Genomic DNA, 18,850 nt, shown 5'->3' on the forward strand with positions numbered 1-18,850 from the left:
GTACGGGGGGCCAGGAGCCGGGCTGCGCGGCTGCGCGGGGCCGGATGCGGGGTGCGCAGTGTCGGCGGCTCGCGGTGCGGGGCTCGGGCTGTGAGCGGGGCGACCGGCTAGGCGAGGCCCTTGCGGAGCGCGGCGGTGATCTCGACGGTGCGGCGGGCCTGGTACTCGATGGCCGCCAGGTTGTCCTCGGTGACGTTGCCCGGCTCGTTGCGCGAAACGCTGCTCACGCCGTACGGGTTGCCGTTGCTCGGGGCCAGCTGGACCGGGTCGGCCACGCCGGGCGGGACGATGATCGCGCCCCAGTGGTAGAAGGCGTTGTTGAGGGCCAGCAGCGTGCTCTCCTGACCGCCGTGCAGGGTGGCGGTGGAGGTGAACGAGGACATCACCTTGTTCAGCAGCCCGCGCTTGGAGTGCAGGGGAAGGGTCTGGTCGATGAACTGCTTCAGCGAGGCGGCGGGCAGGCCGTAGCGGCCCGGCGTCCCCCACAGCACGGCATCGGCCCATTCGAGGTCGTCGAGGGTGGCCTCGGGGATGTCCGCCACGGCGGCCAGGTGCTGCTCCCAGGCCGCGTTCCAGGCGTCGTTGCCGGGAACGACCGTCTCGGTGGTCAGCTCGGCGGTCCTGCGCAGCCGCACCTCGGCGCCCGCCTTCTCGGCGGCGGCCGCGGCGGCCTCGGCGAGCCGGTGGACGTTGCCCTGGGAGGAGTAGTAGATGACGGCGACCTTGGTCATGTCCGGGAATCCCTCGGTTCGATCGGCTGGAATGTCCCGATCCTGTGCGAGGCGGCGGCCCCGGCCAATGGCCGCCGGGGCTATCCGTCAACTGCTCAGCTCGCTAGGTCAGGTCGCCCTCCAAGGTCCGTCAGGTACCCCCGGCCGTGCCGTTCACGGCGAATCGGATCGGTCAGGTCCGCCACCTCGGCCGCGGCCCGGCGGGTGTTCGGCCGGCCGCTGAGCAGGGCGATGGCGTGTGCGGCGGAGGCGAGCGTGGCGTGCCGGTGCCAGCCGCTGAAGGAGCGGCCGGAGAAGTCCCGGATGCCGACCTGGTCGGCGACCTCGGCGAGGTCCCGGTCGACCCGGTGGGTCAGCCGGATGAGCTGGGTCAGCTCGGCCGGCCGCAGGTTCGTCAGGTCGGTCAGCCACAGTTCGGCGGGCCACTGGCCGCCGTCCGAGACGCCGAGCAGCAGGAGTTCCCCGGCCGCGGCGGGCCTGCCGCCGCCGGGGCGCCGGGTGTCGGCGGTCAGCGCGGCGCTGACCGCGACGAGCGCGCCGGGCCTGCCGGGCGGGCGCTGCCGGGCTTCCGGCCCGGGCTGGCGGCGGGGTTCCAGCTGCCGCACGTGCCAGGCGGTGGACATGATCTGCTGGGCCGTCATGCTGGCGCCGCGGCGCGGGAAGGTCGGCTCCAGCACGGTGAGGCGTACGGAAGGGTCCACGCGCAGCATCCAGGGCGTGCCCGCGGCCCGCAGCCGGTGGACGGTGCTCAGGAGGTCGGCGTTGCGGGCGTCCATCACCAGGGGCCGGACCGGCATTCCGGAGTCCCTGATCATCGCCAGATAGGCCTCGACCGAGCACTGGGTGAGGCTTTCCTGGACGGTGGTCTCGGGGATGGCGGCCTGGCTGCGCCGGTTCTCGTCCTCCAGCCAGCGGTGCGTGAGGTGCAGCCGCCAGTGGAGCGGGGAGCTCCAGTCGTGGGCGGCGGCCCAGACGCCGACCGCCTGCTGGGCGTTGATGACCTGGCCCAGTTCCGGTACGAAGCGGCGTTCGACCCCTACGGAGGTCTCGCCCGCCTTCGGGATGATCATGGGGTGCACCACGTACGCCTGCGGCGGCGACACCCGTTCGATGTGCTGGGCCAGCGCCCGCCGGACCGGGGTCCAGTCCCAGGTGGAGCTGGAGATGAAGTGGTGGAGGCTCTGTTCGGCCGCGTCCCCGCCGAGCAGCGTCGCGATGTTGCGGATCGACTTGCGGCCTTCGGCGCCCAGCAGCCCCCGGACGTAGTGGATGGCCTTCATCCGCTGGTCGCTCCGGGGCATGGACGCGAAGAGCCCCGAGCACAGCTCGAAGACCACCGAGTCCTCCTCCCCGGGGCGCCGGGCGCCTTCGCGTCGGGCGCATTCGGCGCGTTGCTCGTCCGTGGGCTGGTTCGGGGCCGCGCTGGTGCGCCGCAGGACCGTGCTCCTCATGGAACTCTCCCCTCCGGCCGGGGATCGCCCGGCCAGCTGCCTGCTCGTGTCTGCGAGCGGCGGGTGCCGAAAGCACATGCCGCCACGGAGACGCAGCTTCACGCGGGACGACCAAGCGGAGGCAAAGGATCGGGAAACCCGGATTCCGGGACTCCGGGGTGCAGGGCGTAGGCCGCCGCCCGGAGGGAGGCGCCCGGGGACCGCAGCTGCGGATCCGCCTCCGGGTCCCCTCCGAGGGCGAGCCGGAGCAGTTCGGATATCCGGAAGGACGACACCGCGGTCCCGGGCGTTCCCGCGTGCACCCTGCCGTCCAGTTCGACGGCGTGGTGGTCCAGCAGGCTGCCCAGCAGTTGCTCGGCGGTGGCGGTGGGAACCCCGAGCAGCTGTGCGGCGTCCCGGACCCCGAAGGTTCCGGTGGTGGAGCGGCTGAGCGCGGTCAGTGCCTCGCGCGCGGCGCGCGGCAGCCGGCCGGCGGACTGTTCGACCCGGGCGAGCACGTCCCAGGTGCCTGCGCGCAGTTCTACCCGTCGTTGGCGCTCGTTGGCCAGTCGTCGGGCGAAATCCGCCGCCGACCACATCGGGCGGGCCGCCAGGGTCTCCCCCATCGCCCGGATGCCGAGCGGGACGTGGCCCATCAGCCGGACGATCCCCCGGGCGGCCGCGTGGTCCCCGGCGGGCCACCCTCCGGGGCCGGCGGCCGCGGCGAACAGCGCGGCGCCGTCCTCGGTGCTCATCGGCCCGAGGGTCAGCGACGCGGCGCCGGGCAGCCCGGGCAGCCGGACCCGGGAGGTGGCGATGACGGTGCTGCGGCTGCCGCCCGGCAGCAGGGGCAGGATCTGCCGGGCCGAAGCGGCGTCCTCCAGCAGCAGGAGCAGCGCCCGGTCGGCGGTGTGGTCGCGGAACCGCCGGGCGAGCTCGTCCTCGGCCCAGCCCCCGGGATCCCCGTCCGAGGTCGGTACCGGGTCCAGGCGCAGGTCCCGCAGGAACGACCGCAGGATCAGGGTCGGGCTGATCGGAGTCCCCCGGTCCCCGTGCAGCCGGGCGTACAGCCGGCCGTCGGGGAAGCGGCCGCTGAGCAGGTGGGCGGCCCGTACGGCCAGCACGCTCTTGCCCATGCCGATGCCGCCGAGGACGGTGACGATGCGGGGTGCGGTGCGCCGTGCGGAGTCCTCGCCCGGGGAGGCCAGCGCGAGCAGGCGGTCGAGTTCCCGTCGACGGCCGGTGAAGTCGGGTGTGTCCGGCGGGAGTTGGGAGGGCCGGGGGACGGTCGTGGGGGTCGCCAGGCCGGATGCGGGGGCCTCCACGGCGGGCGGGCCGGGCGGGAGGAGGTGTACGGGCGTGGGCGCGCCGAGCGAGGGGGCGGCGCTCAGCACCTCCTGCTGGAGCGTGCGGACCCAGTCGGAGGGTTCGATGCCGAGCTCCCGGACGAGGTTGCGGCGGAGCCGGGTGAACGCGTCGAGGGCGGTGGCCCGTTGGCCGGAGCGGTGCGCGGCGAGGACCAGGTCGGCGGCGAACCGCTCGTTCAGCGGGTGTTCGGCGGTGAGCTGGCGCAGTTCGTCGAGGAGTGCGCCGTGCCGGCCGAGCTGGAGGTCGGCCTGGACCCGCATTTCGAGCGCGCTGATCCGGGCGGCCTCGATCCGGGTGACCCGGGAGGCGAGTTCGGGCCCGGCGGGCACGTCGGCGAAGGCGTCGCCGCGCCACAGTGCGAGGGCGGCGCGCAGGGTCTCGGCGGCCTCCCCGGCGTTTCCGGCGTCCAGGTCGATGCGGGCCAGTCCCACCCGGCGTTCGAAGTCCCAGAGGTCGACCTCCTCCGGGCGCAGGCGCAGCAGGTAGCCGTTGGTCCGGGTCTCCAGCCGCTCCGCGGAGGGCTGGGCCGCGGATGCCGCGTGCGCGGCGCCCGGTCTGCGGGCCAGCGCGCGGCGCAGCTGGTACACGTACGTCTGGACGGTCTTGCGGGCGAGCCGCGGGGGTTCGGTCTCCCAGAGTTCCTCGATGAGGGCGGAGACCGGCACGGGACGGCCCGCGCGCAGCAGGAGGACGGCCAGGACGCGCCGGACCTGGGGCGCCGTGGGGGTCCGGGGCTCGGCGTCGAGGTGTACGACGAGCGGCCCGAGCACGCCGATGCGCAGGGAGGGTTCCCCGGGTGCGGCCGGTCCCCGCTGGAGCAGCGCGGTGGACTCCATGGACGGCCCCTCTCTGGACGGTGTGCCCTGCCGGCCTGCCACTGTGGAAACTGTGGCCCACGACGGTTTATGGCCGGTCACTCGCCGTCCTGTCCGCTCACGGGGCCGTGGGGGCCGGTCCGCCGCGGCTCACCAGGGGCGGCCGCCGGGTCACCAGGAGCGGCCGTCGGGCAGTTGGTGCAGGCCCGGCGCGCAGAGGCGGAGGACCTGGTACCGCTCGGTGGCCTCCTCCTCGTCCGGGACGGCGTCCGCCCAGAGGACGAACCTCAGCAGCCGCCAGTCCCGTGGGTCGAGCGCGAGCGCGGCCGTGTGGACGCCCTCCCGCCGCGCCAGGGCCTCCAGTTCCCGCGTCTCGCGCTCGGTCCGCTCGGCCGTGTCCAGCCCGGTGGCCTGCGCGTCGGGGCCGGTGGGGAGGAGGGTGAGCCGGCGCGAGGCGGCCCGGGGAACCGCGGCGCGGGCGGGACCGGCCAGCGCGGCGAGGCCGGTCCAGTGGTGGACGGCCGGGCGGCCGAAGTCGCGGATGATGCCCTGGAATCCGGCGCCGCCGACGAGGAAGGCGGCCATCGCGCCCGGGTCGTTCCAGAGGTAGAAGGGGGCGTACTCGTTGACCGGCGAGCCGTCGGTGCCGCGTTCGCGGAGCAGGTAGGCCTTGAGGCCGAGTCCGGCGCGGTCGTCGAGGGCGTGGCCGAAGTCGGCGACGCGCTTGCGGATGATCTGCGTGTCGTAGTCGGCGGGCAGGGTGATCTCGTACTGGCTGGCGTACACGGTGGTGACTCCCGTTCGGGGGTCCGGCGGTTCAGGGGTTCCGCCGGTGGGGTGGCGGGGCAGGTGCGGAGGTGCTCAACGCCGTTCGGTGACGTACGCGGCGAGCAGCCCGAGGATCCCGTCCACGGCCTGGGTGAACACCTCGTCCGACCCGGCCGCGCGGGCCAGTACGTAACCCCCCTGCAGTACCGCGACGATGGCGGCGGCGGTGGCGGCCGGGTCGAGTCCGGGGGCCAGTTCGCCGCGCTCGCGCCCCTCGGCCAGCAGAGCGGCGAGCCGGCCGCGCAGCCAGCCGAAGGTCTCCTCGACGGGGCGGCGCAGAGCGGCGTCGGCCATCACGTCCGGGTCCTGGGTGAGGCGGCCGACCGGGCACCCCCGCAGGACGTCCCGCTCGCGCCGCAGATAGGCGGTGATCCGCTCCACGGCCGTTCCGGGGGCGGCGAACTGGGCCTCGGCCTTGGCGCGCATCTCCTCGGCGGTGCGGCTGATGGCGGCCAGCGCGAGTGCGGGCTTCCCGCTGAAGTGGTGGTACATGCTGCCCTGTCCGACCCCGGCGCGCTGCTGGATGGCCTTGGGGCTGGTGCCGACGTACCCCCGTTCCCACAGCAGCTCGCGGGTGCTCTCGACGAGGTCTTCCGATGCACTCATACGAGGATTGTACCTACTGGTATGTACAGCGGGATGGGAGATCTCCGCACGGCGGTCGGGGAGTTGGGCCCCCGCCCCGTGGCCCGCGATCCGACCCGGTGCCTAGACTTCCGGCGTGAACGACAGCACGCACGGCACACACGGCACACACGGCACGCGCGGCATACGCATCCGACCGGGCGGCCCGGCGGACGCACCGGCGATTCTGGAGATGCTCGACTCCGCGGTGGCCTGGATGAACGAACGCGGCAACACCGAGCAGTGGGGCACCACCCCGTACTCGCAGAAGCCCGGCGGCGTCGAGCGGGTGGAGCGGTACACCACCGAGAACACCCCGTACGTCGCGGAGTTGGACGGGGCGCCGGTCGGAGCCCTGGTCCTCGACTCGGGGCCCAGCCCGCAGATGCCGATCGCGCCGGCCGGGGAACCCGAGCGGTACGTCCGGCTGCTGGTCTCCCACCGGCGGTACGCCGGTCTGGGCATCGGGGCGGCGCTGCTGGCGCATGCCGCCGAGGAGACCCGGCGGGCCGGCGTGGAGCTGCTGCGCGTCGACTGCTGGGCGGGCGGCGGAGGCGAACTGGTCGCGTTCTACGTGCGCAACGGCTTCACCCCCACCGATCCCTTCCTGTCCGGGACCTGGCCGGGACAGGTGCTGGCCCGACGGGTCGGCTGACGCCGCGGGCCGGGCTCGGGGAGGGCCGGGCTCGGCTAGGGCCGGCCTCGGCGAGGGCCAGGCAGGGCCGCACAGGGGCCGCACCGGGCCGCACAGGGCACGGCAAGGCGCGGCGGGGGCGCTCAGGGGTGGGTGTTCCAGCCCGCGATGACCGGGAGCCCGTGCTCCGTCGACAGCACGCTGACCGTTCCGGTGCGCAGCAGGAACAGACGGCCGTCGGCCGGGGACAGCCCGAGGTAGCGGGCCGTCAGCACGCGCAGGAAGTGGCCGTGGGCGACCAGTACGACAGCGCCCCGGTCCTCGCCCAGCACCTCGGCGGCCCGGGCCAGGACGCGGTCCGCGCGGGCGCCGACCTGTGCGGCGGTCTCTCCGGGATGCTCCGCGTCCCCGGGCGGGACCCCGTCGGTCCACAGGGACCACTGCGGCCGGGTCCGCCGGATCTCCGCCGTGGTGATGCCCTCGTAGCCGCCGTAGTCCCATTCGTGCAGGTCGGGGTCGGTGACCGGGCCGCTCAGTCCGGCGAGCTCGGCCGTGGCCACCGCCCGGCGCAGCGGGCTGGTCAGCACGAGGGCCGGATGGCCGTCGCGGAAGTAGGGGGCCAGCGAGATGGCCTCCTCGACCCCGCGCGCCGTCAGCGGCACGTCGCTCAGCCCCGTGTGCCGTCCGTCGGCGCTCCATGCCGTCTCACCGTGTCTCACCAGCAGCAGGTCGCTCACCCTTCGGACCATAGACCCTCCGGCATGTCGTCGCCGGAGGACGCGGGCGGGCGTGTCACTGTCGGGCGTCATGGATGTGAGCACCTTCTACGCCCTCTTCTCCGCGACCTGTTTCACCCTCGTCGGCCTGTGGTGGAACGTGGTGCAGGGCCACCCGGAATGGATGCGCGCGCCCGCCCTGCGGCGGGTGGTCGGCGGCATCTACCTGTCCTTCCTGCTGCCCGCCCTGATGGGCATGTTCGCGCAGGTGGGCGGGGTCGACCAGCCCGGCGTGTGGCGGGCCAGCTTCATCGTGGTCGCCGTCGTCGGGTGCGCGTCCACGCTGCGGCTGCTGGCCCGGGGCCGGGCCGACGGCTCGGGAGCGGGGCTGCTGTGGCACCGGGTGGGGGTGAGCGTGCTCTACCTGCTGGTCGCCGTGGTGGGCGCGGCCCCCGAGACGGCCTCCGTGGTGAACCTGACCGGGATCCAGGCGGAAGCCCTGCTGCTGATCCTGCTGGTGATGCTGGCGCACGCCCTGGTGTGGCGGTTCATGGCGGGCGAGGGCCGGCCCCCGGAAGCGGCCTGACGGATGCCGGCCACCCCGGTCCGGCCGCCGCTGACCGTGATGCTGATCGTGCTCACGGCGGTCGCGTTCGCCGTCGGGACGGCGTGCGGGACCAGGCTGGAGGCGGTGTCCGAGGCCCGGGGCCGGCGCTGGTTCGTGATCGGCCTGGCCGCCGAGGCGGCGCTGATCCTGGCGGCGGCGGGCATCGGATGGGGCGTGGAGCCGCGCTACGGGTCCCCGGAGGGCCGGCACCTGCTGAGCGCCGCCGTGCTCGCGGTGGCGATGGGGATCCGGAACGTGACGAGCCTGCGGGTGAACCTGCCCGGAGTCCCCACGACACTCGTGACCCGGGCCGTGACCTCCGTCGTCGGCGGTTCGGGCCTGGGCCGGGACAGTGCCGTCGGGTACGGCACGTCCGCCTGGGTGCGGCGGGCCGGATCGCTCGCGGCGATGTTCGCCGGCGGGCCGACCGGAGCCCTGCTGGTGCGGGCCGGCTGGACGGTGAACTGGATGCTGCTGCCCGCCGCCGTGGCGGTGCCGGCGGTCGGCTCGGCGTACCAGACCCAGCCCTGGCTGCACACCCGCTGACGCACGCCGCACGGCACGGACGGCCCCGAAGGGCCCCCAGGCGGGCGCTTGCGAAAACGATGCGGAAACGGTGCGAGTTGTCGGGCGGCCCGCCCCCTCGCGAGGCTCGGGGCATGGACGACCGGACGGACGAGGCGGGCATCGCGGCCGGGTTCGCCGCGGGCGACGAGGCCTGCACGGAGGCGGCCTACCGCCGCTGGCGGCCGCTGGTGCACTCCCTCGCCCGCCGCGCCCTGGGTGACGACCGCGAGGCCGAGGACGTGACCCAGCAGGTGTTCCTGGCCGCCTGGCGCGGCCGGGGCGGCTACCGCCCCGGGCCCGGCGGCCTGGGAGCCTGGCTGACCGGCATCACCCGCCACAAGGTGGCCGACGCCCTGGAGGCGCGGACCCGCCGGGCCCGGGCGGCGGCGGCCGTGTTCCACGAGCTCGCCCAGCGCCCCGGCACGCCCGACCGGCCGGAGCCGGAGCAGGCCGTGGACCGGGTGCTGGTCCTCGGGGAGCTGGCCCGGCTGCCCGCGGCCCAGCAGCGAGTGCTGCGCCTGGCCTTCTACGGGGACCTGACGCAGTCGCAGATCGCGGACCGCACGGGGCTGCCGCTGGGCACCGTCAAGAGCCACATGCGACGGGCCCTGCTGGTGCTGCGGGAGTCGGTGGCGCCCGCGCTGCGCCCCCGCGCGCCCGAGGCCTCGCCCCGGTGAGCCGTCCGGGGCGGCCGGCCTCCGCGGGGCGGTAACCGTCCGCGGGGCGGGAGCCGTCGGCGAGGTGGGAACCCTCCGCAAGGCGGAAGCCGACCCCGAGGCGGGAACCCTCCGCAAGGCGGGACCCCCCACGCCGCGGCCGCCCGCTCATCCCGCGTTCGCGTGGAAGGCGTCCAGGGCGGCCAGTTCGGACGCGGAGAGCCGCAGCGCCCCGGCGGCCACGTTCGCGGCGAGGTGCGCGGGATCGCCCGTACCGGGGATCGCGAGCACGTGCGGCCCCCGCTGGAGGGTCCAGGCCAGCCGGACCTGCGCCGCGCTCGCGCCGTGGGCCCGGGCGACGGCCAGCACCTCCGTGCGCTCGGGCCCGCTCACTCCCGCCTGGCGGCCCGCGCCGGCGATCGAGTAGAACGGCACGAAGGCCACCCCCTGTTCACCGCAGGTGCGCAGGAACGCGTCGTGATCGGGCCGGATGCCGATCCCGTACTGGTTCTGCACGCAGACCACCGGTGCGATGGCCCGGGCCTCCGCGAGGTGGGCGGGCTGCACGTTGGAGATGCCCAGGTGGCGGATCAGTCCGGCGGCGCGCAGCTCGGCCAGCGCGCCGAACCTCTCCGCGATCGGATCCTCCCCGAGGACGCGCAGGTTGACCACGTCGAGGTGGTCGCGGCCCAGCTGGCGCAGGTTCTCCTCGACCTGGCCGCGCAGCTGCCCGGGGGTGGCGTGGGGCAGCCACTCGCCCGACGGGCCCCGGCCCGGTCCGACCTTGGTGGTGATGACGAGGTCGTCCGGGTAGGGGGCCAGGGCACGGTTGATCAGTTCGTTGGCGGAGCGCAGCGGCGAGAAGTAGAAGGCGGCGGTGTCGATGTGGTTCACGCCGAGGTCGACCGCCTCGCGCAGCAGGGCGATCATCCGGTCCCGGTCGGTGGCCGGGGCGTCGTCGCGGAACGCCTCGCCGTGCTGGGTGAGGCGCATCGCGCCGAATCCGATCCGGTTGATCTCCCGGTCGCCGAGCGTCCAGGTGCCGGACGCCGACGCGGTGACGGTGGTATCTGAGGTCATGCCGGAATGATCTCGGCGGGGTAGGTTGGCGGCCATTGATTCAGGCATGTGTGAATCCGGGGGTGGTCGTCCTGGCCGAGCTGGCGCTCTCCGCGAGCGATCTGGCGCAGATGCGGTTCGCGGTCTCCCCGATGTGGGAAGTGGTGACCGCCTTCCGGCTGCTGCGCTCCGGCGCGCCGCATCCCGTTCACCGGCCCTGGCTGGAGCAGGTGCGGCCCCGGGTGGCGGCGGCCGGGCTGGACCGGGGCTGGCTGAGCGAGCTGGTCCCGCTGTCGGGGCCGCACCCGGACTTCCTGCACCCGGTGCCCGCCGGACCGGCCCCCACCCCGCAGGAGGAACTGGCCGCCGTCCTCGCCGCTCCCGCGGGCCGCGTCCGCCGGAACCTGGACCATCTGGCGTACCACCGGGGCGGCGGCCTGAGCCCGCGTCTGCAGGCCCTGTACGCCGAGCCCCTGACCCGCATGGTGCGGGTCGTGGAGGAGCTCGGGAGGTTCTGGGAACTGGCGCTCGCGCCGTACTGGGCACGGATCCGGGCCGTGCTCGACGCCGACGTCTTCCACCGGGCCCGCCAGGTCGCGGAGCACGGCACGGGCCGGCTCTTCAACGAGCTGCACCAGGGCCTGAGCTGGCAGGACGACACCCTGTACCTGGCCCTGCGCAAGCCCGCCCTGTCGCGCCGGAAGATCGGACCGGGGCTGCTGCTGGTCCCCTCGGCCTTCTCCGGACCGGGCCTGGTGATCCAGCTGGCCCGGCCGGAGCCGCCGCAGCTCGCCTATCCGGCGCGCGGCACCGGCACGCTGTGGCAGCCCCGGGCCGCCGGCCGCACCGATGCCCTCGCCGCCGTGCTCGGCCGCTCCCGGACCCTGCTGCTGACCGAGCTGGAGACCCCCGCCTCCACCACCGAACTGGCCCGCCGCACCGGGCTCTCCCCGGCCGGGGTGTCCCAGTACCTGACCGCGCTGCGCGACGCGGGCCTGGTCAGCGCCCACCGGGCCGGCCGGTCGGTGCTCTACGCCCGCACCTCGGTCGCGGAGTCCCTGCTTGCCGCCGGACCCGCGTAGTCCCGGGAGTGCAGCGCCGCCTCGATGACGGTGAGACCCGAGCGCAGCCCGAACAGCCGCCCGGTGCGCGGATCCGGGGCGCCCGCGCCCCAGCCGGGCCCGGCCAGCAGCAGCGCCGGACCTCCTCGGGCGCCGCGCGGCCCCCATTCGACGGCGGCCACCGAGCGGGCCAGGGTGCGGTCGGCCGTGGTGCGGGACTGCGCCCACAGGACGGCGGCGCGCGGACCCGTGCGCCGGACCGCCTCGTGCAGCGCCTCGGCGGGCAGGGCCGCGCCGAACATCCTTACGGGCAGGCCCCGTTCACCGAGCGCGGCGGCCAGCGCCTCGACGGGCAGGGTGTGCTGCTCCCCCGGTGTGCAGGCCAGCAGCACGGGAGGCGAGCGCAGTTGCTCCGCGGCGGGCCGGACCCGGCGCAGGGCGCAGGAGACGTGCCAGGACAGCAGGTGCTCCACCTCCACGTAACGCTCCCCGGCCGAGGCCCACTTGCGTCCCACGGCGTGCAGGGTCGGCGCGATGACCTCCTCCCAGGCGCGGATCAGGCCGTGTTCCGCGACGGCGGTCTCCAGCAGCCGCTCCACCGCCGGCGCGTCCAGTCGTACGGCGGCCCGTGCGAGCCCCCTGCACTCCGGGCGGACCTCCCCCAGCGGAAGGGCGTTGGGGCCGCCCGGCGTCACAGCGGCCGCCGGCGCGGCGGCGCGGGTGCCGGGGGCTGCGCCGAGCGCGGCCCGCGCCGCCTCGGACGGGGGGACGCCCTGCGCGGTGAGCCGGCACATCAGCTCCAGCCGGGCGATGTCCTCGGGGGTCCAGCGGCGGTGGCGTCCGTCCTCGCGGCGGGCGGGCCCGATGGCGTACCGGCGCTCCCACGAACGCAGCGTGGTCGGTGACACCCCGAGGCGCCGGGCCACGGCGCCGGTGCTCAGCGCGGCGGCGGGCAGGTCCTGCGGGTGCTCCGGGGCGTGCTCCAGGGGGTGCTCCTGGGGCCGGCGGGGCGGCACGGGGTCCACCCGCTCACGATACGACGCGGGAACCCGGTGCGGACGTCCCCGGCGGCACCGCGTGGGCCCGCCCCTGCCGGAAGCGGTCGAGCCCGTCCGCGAGGTCCACCACCGGGTCGGGGTAGTCGTAGCGGGCCCGTTCCGGTGCGGGCAGCCGCCAGGGTTCGTGCACCCGGGGCGCGGGCAGTGCGGCCAGCTCGGGGACCCAGCGGTGCACGTAGGCCCCGTCGGGGTCGTGGCGCAGGCCCTGGCGGACCGGGTTGAGGACGCGGTTGGGGCGGGTGTCGGTGCCCGTGCCGGCCACCCACTGCCAGTTGAGCTGGTTGTTGGCGAGGTCCCCGTCGACGAGGAGGTCCAGGAAGTGCCGGGCGCCGACCCGCCAGTCCACGTACAGGGTCTTGGCGAGGAAGCTCGCGGCCAGCAGCCGGCCCCGGTTGTGCATCCAGCCCTCGTGGCGGAGCTGGCGCATGGCCGCGTCGACCACCGGGTAGCCGGTGCGGCCGTCCTTCCAGGCCCGGATCTCCTCCTCGGCGGCGGGTCCGGTGCGCCAGCGGTCGTGGCGGGCCCGGTAGTCCTCGGTGGCCGCTTCGGGGCGGGCGGCCAGCACCTGGTGGTGGAAGTCGCGCCAGCACAGCTGCCGGACGAAGGCCTCCGCGCCGGGTCCGCCGGCCGCGCGGGAGCGGTGGACGGCCTCGGCGGCCGAGAGGGTGCCGAAGTGCAGGTGCGGGGAGAGCCGCGAGGTGGCGTCGCCCGCCAGATCGTCGTGGACCTCCTCGTAGCGGGCGATGGCGCCGCCCAGCCAGCCGGTCAGCAGCCGCCGCGCCTCGCGTTCGCCGCCGCGCGCCAGGCCCGGGGAGACCCCGGTGACGGCAGCGCGGTCGGGCAGGGGTTCGGAGCCGATGCCCGGGGGGACCCGGACGGCGCGCGGGGCGGCGGCGACGGGCCGCGGGGGCAGTTCCGACCAGCGGCGCAGGTATGGGGTGAACACGGCGAAGTGGTCGCCGCCGGCCGGCCGCACCACCCCGGGGGCCACCGCGGTGATCACCGCGTCGTGCACGTACAGCCGCCGGCCGTCCGCTTCGAGGGCGGAGCGCAGCCGCTCCTCCCGGGCGTGGGCGTAGGCGCTGACCCCGGCCGCCATGTGCACCTCGTCGGCGTCCGCCTCCCGCACGAGGGCGCACACCTCGGCGACGGCGTCCCCGGAGCGCACCACCAGCCGGCCGCCGCGCTCGCGCAGCGCGGCGTCCAGATCGGCCAGGCAGTCCGCGAGGAAGGCCCGCCGGTTGGGCGGGGCGAATCCGGCCGCCTCGACGGCCCGGTCGCGGACGAAGAGCGGAACGACCAGGTCGCAGGAGGACCGGGCCGCCCGCAGCGGCGGGTGGTCGTGCACGCGCAGGTCGGAGGTGTACAGGACCACCGCGACGTTCATGGGCGCTCGCTCCGTGTCAGGGCTGTGGCGGACGGTTGTCATCGGGTACTTCGGCGCCGCCCGCCCGATCGGATGCGGGGCCGCCCGCCGCCGGCCGGCGGGACGCGGGGGCCCCGGCCGCGCCGGGTGCGCGGACCGGACCGGGCGCGTCGTGCGCCTTCGCACGGTCCAGCTTCTCGGCCGCGCCCGCGATGTTGCGGGCCATCCCGCCGAAGACCACGGCGTGGAAGGGCGACACGCTCCACCAGTACAGGTGGCCGAGCAGCCCGTGCGGGTGGAACAGCGCCCGCTGGCGGTAGCGGGAACGGGCCCCGCTGCCGCCCCGGGCAGCCGTCGGCTCCGGTTCGACGTGGAGCTCCAGCCAGGCCAGGCCCGGCAGCCGCATCTCGGCGCGCAGGCGGAGCATGCGCCCCGGCTCGATCTCCTCCACCCGCCAGAAGTCGAGGGAATCACCGACCCGCAGCCGGGCCGCGTCGCGCCGGCCGCGCCGGATGCCGGCCCCGCCGACGAGCCGGTCCAGCCAGCCCCGTACGGCCCAGGCCAGCGGGAAGGAGTACCAGCCGTTCTCCCCGCCGATGCCCTCCACCACCCGCCACAGCGCGCCGGGCGAGGCTTCGACGCCCAGTTCCCGCCGGTCGGTGTACAGGCTTCCGCCCGCCCAGTCGGGGTCGGTGGGCAGGGGGTCGCTCGGTGCGCCGGGCAGGGCGGCGGAGGACCAGCGGGTGACCACGTTGGCCTGGCGGATCCGCTGGAGGGCGAGCGCCAGGGCCTGGTCGAAGCCGATCGGCGCGCCGGGCGGGTCGGGCACGTACGCGGCGATGTCGTGCTCCTCGCAGACCACCTCGTGGCGCAGCGATTCCGCGAGCGGCCGGGCGAGGCGCCTCGGTACCGGGGTGACCAGGCCGATCCAGTGGCTGGACAGCCGGGGGGTGAGCATCGGCACGCGCAGGATGAGCCGTTCGGGAAGCTCCGCCACCACGGCGTAGCGGCGCATCATCTCCTCGTACGTGACCACGTCCGGGCCGCCGATGTCGAAGCTCCGGCTGACGTCGGACGGCATGGAGGCGCTGCCGACGAGGTAGCGCAGGACGTCGCGGACGGCGATGGGCTGGCAGCGGGTACCGACCCAGCTGGGGGTGACCATGACGGGCAGCCGCTCGGTCAGGTAGCGCAGCATCTCGAACGAGGCCGAGCCGGACCCGATGATGACGGCGGCGCGCAGGAACGTGGTCGGGACGGCGGAGGCCAGGAAGATCTCCCCGACTTCGGCGCGGGAGCGCAGGTGCGGGGAGAGTTCCCGGACGGGGATGCCGGCCGGGGTGAGGCCGCCGAGGTAGACGATCCGCCGGACCCCGGCGGCGTGGGCCCGTTCGGCGAAGGTGCGGGCGGCAGCGCGGTCGCGGTCCTCGAAGCCGTGGCCGCTGCCGAGGGAGTGCACCAGGTAGTACGCGACGTCGATGCCGCTCATGGCCGCCGCCAGCGACTCCGGGTCGGTGACGTCGCCGCGCACCACCTCGGCGCGGCCGGCCCAGGGGTGGTCGCGCAGTTTCTCCGGGGAGCGGGCCAGGCAGCGGACGCGGTGCCCGGCGTCGAGCAGTTCCGGCACCAGCCGGCCGCCGATGTAGCCGGTGGCCCCGGTGACCAGGCATCGCAGTCCTGTCATGGCCGTCTCCGTTCTTCGTCGTCCCGCGTGCGGGACCTCGTAAGCGTGCCGGCGCGGGGACCGGTGCCCGGCCCCCCGTACGGGATTCCGCGCGGCCGGTGCGAGCGGATGCGCCGCTCTCCGCTCGGCCGCTTCCGACGGGCTTGGCCCCGCCGGGGGACGGTCCGGAAGGACCGCCCGCCGGCACCGCCCGCCGGCACCGGCCTCCAGCTCAGCACAGACCCGCCCCGGATCCGGGAGTGCCATGCCCCCGTCCGCCCGGATCACCCGGCTGGTGATCCCCTTCCCGCCCCGCGCCCGCCCCCTCCTCGGTGAAATCCCGGCCCGGTTCGGCCGCGGACACATCCGAGCACCCCTCCCGCTCCGAAGGAGCGGTGAAGGAGGCGACACGATGACCGAGCGAGGACGATCCCGACCGCGTACGGCCGTGGTCGGAGGGGGTGTCTCGGGGCTGACGGCGGCATACGTGCTGGCGGGCTCCCACGAGGTGACCCTGTACGAGGCCGACGACCGGCTGGGCGGGCACGCCCACACCCACGAGCTGAAGGGGCCCGACGGGCAGGTCCGGGCGGTGGACTCCGGGTTCATCGTCCACAACGACCGGACGTACCCGCAGCTGCTGCGGCTCTTCCGCGAGCTGGGGGTGGCCACCCGGGCCACGACGATGAGCCTGTCGGTGCACTGCGAGGGCTGCGGCCTGGAGTACGCCGGGGCGCGCGGGCCGCGCGGGCTGTTCGCCCGGCCCGGGTCCGCCGCCCGGCCCGCCTACCTGCGCATGCTGGCCCGGGTCCCGGCCTTCCACCGGCAGGCCCGGCGGCTGCTCGCGACCCCGGCGGCCGGGCCCGGGCCCACCCTCGGGCAGTTCCTGGCGCGGGGCGGGTTCGGCGCGTACTTCACCGGGCACTTCGCGATCCCGCTGGTGGCCTCGGTGTGGTCCTGCCCTCCGGACACGGCGCTGCGCTACCCGGCCCGGTACCTGTTCCGCTTCCTGGCCCACCACGGGATGCTGTCGGTCGGCGGCTCCCCGAACTGGCGGACCGTCGAGGGTGGCTCGGCCCGGTACGTGGACCTGGTACGGGAGCGGCTCGGTGCGGGCGCGGTCCGTGCGGGAACCGCCGTGCGGGCGGTGGAGCGCACCCCGGACGGGGTCAGGATCACCACCGCCGACGGCGGCACGGCCGCGTACGACTCGGTGGTCGTCGCCGTCCACGCCGACCAGGCGCTGCGGCTGCTGGCCGACCCGACGGAGCGCGAGCGCGCGGCACTGGGCGCCTTCCGCTACTCCCGCAACCGGACGGTGCTGCACACCGACGCCTCGGTGCTGCCGCGTTCGGCCGGGGCCCGGGCCTGCTGGAACTACCGGCTGTCCGGCTGCCGCCCGCAGGACGGGCACGTCCGGGTCAGCTACGACATGAACCGGCTCCAGGGGCTGGACTCGCCGGAGCCGTACGTGGTGACGCTGAACGCCGACGACCGGGTGCGGCCGGACCTGGTGCTGGCCGAGATGGCCTACGAACACCCCGTCTACACGGCGGAGTCGGTGGCGGCGCAGCGCCTGCTGCCCGCGCTGTCGGGCCCGGTGACCGCCTTCGCCGGGGCGTACCACGGGTGGGGGTTCCACGAGGACGGCTGCCGCTCGGGCGTGGCGGCGGCGGCCGCGCTGGGGGTGACCTGGTGAGACCCCGCCTGTACGAGGCCGAGATCCGGCACGGGCGGTCCGGCGGCCGCTCGTACGGCCTGCGCCACCGGACGTACCTGTGGCTGGTGGACCTCGACGAACTGCCGCGGCTGCCGGGCCCGTTGCGGCTGCTGGGGCGTTTCGACCCGCGCGACCACTTCGGCGGCGGGGCGCCGACCATCCGGGCGGGGCTCGACCGTTTCCTCGCCGCGCGCGGGGCCGGGCTGCCCGCCGGTTCACGGGTGTCGATGCTCGCGCACGCCCGCGTGTTCGGCTACGTCTTCAACCCGCTCTCCGTGTACTGGTGCCACGGCCCCGACGGGGCGCTGCGCCAGGTGGTGGCCGAGGTGCACAACACGTACGGCGAGCGGCACTGCTACCTGCTCGGCCCGGAGGCCGCGCTGGGGACGGCCGGGGTGGCGAAGGAGTTCCACGTCTCCCCGTTCCTGGGGGTGGACGGCGCCTACCGGATGCGCCTGCCCGAACCGGACGAGCGGCTCGCCCTGAGCGTGCGGCTGGCGGGCGGGGCCGACGGTGCGCGGCTGACCGCGGCCGTGCGCGGCTGCCGCCGGCCCGCCGGCGTACGGGGCGTCCTGCGCGCCTCGCTGCGCCACCCCTGGTCCACCGCCGCGGTGGCGGTGGGCATCCGGTTCCACGGCGTCAGGCTGTGGCTGCGCGGTGTGCCGGTGCGGCCGCGCCCCCGACACGTACCCCAGGAGGGTGTGAAGTGAGCACGATGACGCTGCCGGCGGTGCCGGACTGTTCGCGTACCCGGGCGGCCGTGGGCCGGCTGCTGATCCGCCGGGCCCTGGACCGGCTGCCGCTCCAGGTCCGGATGGGCCCCGGGGAGCTCCTCGGCAGGGGCGGGCCCGCCATGGCGGTGTACGACCCGGCCGCCTTCGAACGCCGGATCACCGCCGAAGGCCTGATCGGCTTCGGCGAGTCGTACCTGGCCGGCGAATGGGACGCCCGGGACCCGGTGGCCGTGCTGACGGTGCTGGCGGGGCACGTGTCGGCGCTGATCCCGGCGCCGCTGCAGAAGCTGCGCGGGATGTGGGCGGCCCGGCACCCGGAGACCGACCGGAACACCCCGGACGGCTCCCGCACCAACATCCAGCGGCACTACGACCTGTCCAACGAGCTCTTCGCGGAGTTCCTGGACCCGACCATGACCTACTCCTCGGCGGTGTTCCGGGCCCTGCCCGCCGGCCCCGGGCAGCTGGCCGACGCACAGCGGCGCAAGATCGACATGCTGCTGGACACGGCCGCGGTGGGCCCCGGCACCCGGCTGCTGGAGATCGGCACCGGCTGGGGCGAGCTGGCGATCCGGGCGGCGGCGCGCGGCGCCCGCGTGGTCACGCTCACCCTCTCCCGCGAGCAGCGGGAGCTGGCGGTGGAGCGGATCGCGCGGGCCGGGTTCGCCGACCGGGTCGAGGTGCGGCTGTGCGACTACCGGGAGGCGCGGGGCAGCTACGACTCCATCGTCAGCGTGGAGATGATCGAGGCGGTCGGCGCCGAGTACTGGCCGGTGTACTTCGCCGCGCTGGACCGGCTGCTGGCGCCGGGCGGGCGGGTGGCGCTCCAGGCGATCACCATGCCGCACGAGCGGATGCTGGCCACGCGGGACACGTACACCTGGATCCACAAGTACATCTTCCCGGGCGGGACGCTGCCGTCGGTACGGGTGGTGGAGGAGATGGCCCGGGCCCACACCCGGCTGCGCGTGGTGCGCTGCGAGGGGTACGGGGCGCACTACGCGCAGACCCTGCGGCTGTGGCGGGAGCGGTTCGCGCAGCGGTCGGAGCGGGTGGCGGAGCTGGGCTTCGACGAGACGTTCCGGCGGATGTGGACCTTCTACCTGGCGTACTGCGAGGCCGGCTTCGCCTCGGGCTACCTGGACGTGCACCAGATCCTGCTGACGGACGCGGGCGGCGGTACCCGGTGAACTGGGGTGCCTTCGGGGCCGGC

Annotated in this window: 17 protein-coding genes and 1 pseudogene; 8 read left to right on the top strand and 10 right to left on the bottom strand. The window is 75.5% G+C overall.

Translation table 11 applies throughout. From position 1 onward, the window contains the following. Positions 1-107: 107 nt before the first annotated feature. The 5 genes and pseudogenes from ACZ4TG_RS32965 to ACZ4TG_RS32985 form a co-directional block, all read right to left on the bottom strand. On the bottom strand, positions 108-731 hold the full coding sequence (locus ACZ4TG_RS32965; protein ID WP_468170163.1) for an NAD(P)H-dependent oxidoreductase: 624 nt from the start codon (positions 729-731) through the stop codon (positions 108-110). Positions 732-931: 200 nt separating this feature from the next. Further along, positions 932-2,182 (bottom strand): annotated as a pseudogene (locus tag ACZ4TG_RS32970) (IS701 family transposase); the annotation flags it as partial. Positions 2,183-2,280: 98 nt separating this feature from the next. Further along, entirely contained in the window at positions 2,281-4,365 is a 2,085-nt protein-coding gene (locus tag ACZ4TG_RS32975) for a BTAD domain-containing putative transcriptional regulator (RefSeq protein ID WP_468170166.1), read from the bottom strand. Positions 4,366-4,515: 150 nt separating this feature from the next. Then, positions 4,516-5,130 (bottom strand): DUF4865 family protein, encoded by a 615-nt coding sequence (locus ACZ4TG_RS32980; RefSeq protein WP_468170169.1) that lies wholly within the window; start codon positions 5,128-5,130, stop codon positions 4,516-4,518. Between the two features lie 75 nt (positions 5,131-5,205). Beyond that, on the bottom strand, positions 5,206-5,778 hold the full coding sequence (locus ACZ4TG_RS32985; RefSeq protein ID WP_468170172.1) for a TetR/AcrR family transcriptional regulator: 573 nt from the start codon (positions 5,776-5,778) through the stop codon (positions 5,206-5,208). 211 nt (positions 5,779-5,989) lie between these two features. On the opposite strand from ACZ4TG_RS32985, the gene ACZ4TG_RS32990 reads away from it, so the two are divergent. Continuing rightward, a complete protein-coding gene (locus ACZ4TG_RS32990; RefSeq protein ID WP_468170360.1) occupies positions 5,990-6,451 on the top strand; it encodes a GNAT family N-acetyltransferase in 462 nt (153 codons plus the stop codon). Between the two features lie 122 nt (positions 6,452-6,573). Here ACZ4TG_RS32990 and ACZ4TG_RS32995 read toward each other — a convergent pair whose 3' ends face one another. After that, positions 6,574-7,167: a histidine phosphatase family protein gene (locus tag ACZ4TG_RS32995; protein WP_468170174.1), complete on the bottom strand. Its 594-nt coding sequence runs from the start codon at positions 7,165-7,167 to the stop codon at positions 6,574-6,576. 70 nt (positions 7,168-7,237) lie between these two features. Here ACZ4TG_RS32995 and ACZ4TG_RS33000 point away from each other — a divergent pair, with 70 nt between their 5' ends. The 3 genes from ACZ4TG_RS33000 to ACZ4TG_RS33010 all read left to right on the top strand — a co-directional run bounded on the left by ACZ4TG_RS33000 (position 7,238) and on the right by ACZ4TG_RS33010 (position 8,997). Next, positions 7,238-7,732: a hypothetical protein gene (locus tag ACZ4TG_RS33000; RefSeq protein ID WP_468170177.1), complete on the top strand. Its 495-nt coding sequence runs from the start codon at positions 7,238-7,240 to the stop codon at positions 7,730-7,732. A gap of 3 nt (positions 7,733-7,735) precedes the next feature. Continuing rightward, entirely contained in the window at positions 7,736-8,299 is a 564-nt protein-coding gene (locus ACZ4TG_RS33005; RefSeq protein WP_468170180.1) for a DUF1275 family protein, read from the top strand. A 113-nt stretch (positions 8,300-8,412) separates the two neighbouring features. Then, positions 8,413-8,997: an RNA polymerase sigma factor gene (locus tag ACZ4TG_RS33010; RefSeq protein ID WP_468170183.1), complete on the top strand. Its 585-nt coding sequence runs from the start codon at positions 8,413-8,415 to the stop codon at positions 8,995-8,997. Between the two features lie 147 nt (positions 8,998-9,144). Here ACZ4TG_RS33010 and ACZ4TG_RS33015 read toward each other — a convergent pair whose 3' ends face one another. Continuing rightward, on the bottom strand, positions 9,145-10,056 hold the full coding sequence (locus ACZ4TG_RS33015) for an oxidoreductase (protein WP_468170186.1): 912 nt from the start codon (positions 10,054-10,056) through the stop codon (positions 9,145-9,147). Between the two features lie 110 nt (positions 10,057-10,166). Between ACZ4TG_RS33015 and ACZ4TG_RS33020 the strand changes: the two genes are divergently transcribed. Next, the gene (locus tag ACZ4TG_RS33020; RefSeq protein WP_468170363.1) at positions 10,167-11,117 is read left to right on the top strand and encodes an ArsR/SmtB family transcription factor; all 951 of its coding nucleotides are present in this window, start codon (positions 10,167-10,169) and stop codon (positions 11,115-11,117) included. Here ACZ4TG_RS33020 and ACZ4TG_RS33025 read toward each other — a convergent pair. Genes ACZ4TG_RS33025 through ACZ4TG_RS33035 form a run of 3 tightly spaced genes read right to left on the bottom strand, consistent with a single transcriptional unit; the run spans position 11,066 to position 15,204 of the window. Next, positions 11,066-12,082: a MerR family transcriptional regulator gene (locus ACZ4TG_RS33025; RefSeq protein ID WP_468170366.1), complete on the bottom strand. Its 1,017-nt coding sequence runs from the start codon at positions 12,080-12,082 to the stop codon at positions 11,066-11,068. The genes ACZ4TG_RS33020 and ACZ4TG_RS33025 overlap by 52 nt on opposite strands. A gap of 43 nt (positions 12,083-12,125) precedes the next feature. Further along, complete coding sequence (locus ACZ4TG_RS33030) at positions 12,126-13,541, bottom strand: cryptochrome/photolyase family protein (RefSeq protein WP_468170188.1); 1,416 nt, start codon at positions 13,539-13,541, stop codon at positions 12,126-12,128. 16 nt (positions 13,542-13,557) lie between these two features. Beyond that, on the bottom strand, positions 13,558-15,204 hold the full coding sequence (locus ACZ4TG_RS33035; protein ID WP_468170190.1) for an SDR family oxidoreductase: 1,647 nt from the start codon (positions 15,202-15,204) through the stop codon (positions 13,558-13,560). 391 nt (positions 15,205-15,595) lie between these two features. On the opposite strand from ACZ4TG_RS33035, the gene ACZ4TG_RS33040 reads away from it, so the two are divergent. From ACZ4TG_RS33040 to ACZ4TG_RS33050, 3 genes are read left to right on the top strand one after another with little or no spacing between them, the layout of a single operon-like run. Continuing rightward, complete coding sequence (locus ACZ4TG_RS33040) at positions 15,596-16,882, top strand: NAD(P)/FAD-dependent oxidoreductase (protein WP_468170193.1); 1,287 nt, start codon at positions 15,596-15,598, stop codon at positions 16,880-16,882. Then, the gene (locus ACZ4TG_RS33045) at positions 16,879-17,613 is read left to right on the top strand and encodes a DUF1365 domain-containing protein (RefSeq protein ID WP_468170196.1); all 735 of its coding nucleotides are present in this window, start codon (positions 16,879-16,881) and stop codon (positions 17,611-17,613) included. The genes ACZ4TG_RS33040 and ACZ4TG_RS33045 overlap by 4 nt, the downstream gene beginning before the upstream one ends. Before the next feature lie 5 nt (positions 17,614-17,618). Then, on the top strand, positions 17,619-18,827 hold the full coding sequence (locus ACZ4TG_RS33050; protein WP_468170369.1) for a class I SAM-dependent methyltransferase: 1,209 nt from the start codon (positions 17,619-17,621) through the stop codon (positions 18,825-18,827). Positions 18,828-18,850: the final 23 nt, after the last annotated feature.

It is taken from the genome of Streptomyces sp. NPDC028314 (genome assembly GCF_055565795.1).

Coding starts and splice junctions, on each gene's coding strand:
- ACZ4TG_RS32965 (WP_468170163.1), bottom strand. CDS start 731: ATGACCAAGGTCGCCGTCATCTACTACTCCTCCCAGGGCAACGTCCAC.
- ACZ4TG_RS32975 (WP_468170166.1), bottom strand. CDS start 4,365: ATGGAGTCCACCGCGCTGCTCCAGCGGGGACCGGCCGCACCCGGGGAA.
- ACZ4TG_RS32985 (WP_468170172.1), bottom strand. CDS start 5,778: ATGAGTGCATCGGAAGACCTCGTCGAGAGCACCCGCGAGCTGCTGTGG.
- ACZ4TG_RS32990 (WP_468170360.1), top strand. CDS start 5,990: ATGCTCGACTCCGCGGTGGCCTGGATGAACGAACGCGGCAACACCGAG.
- ACZ4TG_RS33000 (WP_468170177.1), top strand. CDS start 7,238: ATGGATGTGAGCACCTTCTACGCCCTCTTCTCCGCGACCTGTTTCACC.
- ACZ4TG_RS33005 (WP_468170180.1), top strand. CDS start 7,736: ATGCCGGCCACCCCGGTCCGGCCGCCGCTGACCGTGATGCTGATCGTG.
- ACZ4TG_RS33010 (WP_468170183.1), top strand. CDS start 8,413: ATGGACGACCGGACGGACGAGGCGGGCATCGCGGCCGGGTTCGCCGCG.
- ACZ4TG_RS33015 (WP_468170186.1), bottom strand. CDS start 10,056: ATGACCTCAGATACCACCGTCACCGCGTCGGCGTCCGGCACCTGGACG.
- ACZ4TG_RS33020 (WP_468170363.1), top strand. CDS start 10,167: ATGCGGTTCGCGGTCTCCCCGATGTGGGAAGTGGTGACCGCCTTCCGG.
- ACZ4TG_RS33030 (WP_468170188.1), bottom strand. CDS start 13,541: ATGAACGTCGCGGTGGTCCTGTACACCTCCGACCTGCGCGTGCACGAC.
- ACZ4TG_RS33035 (WP_468170190.1), bottom strand. CDS start 15,204: ATGACAGGACTGCGATGCCTGGTCACCGGGGCCACCGGCTACATCGGC.
- ACZ4TG_RS33040 (WP_468170193.1), top strand. CDS start 15,596: ATGACCGAGCGAGGACGATCCCGACCGCGTACGGCCGTGGTCGGAGGG.
- ACZ4TG_RS33050 (WP_468170369.1), top strand. CDS start 17,619: ATGACGCTGCCGGCGGTGCCGGACTGTTCGCGTACCCGGGCGGCCGTG.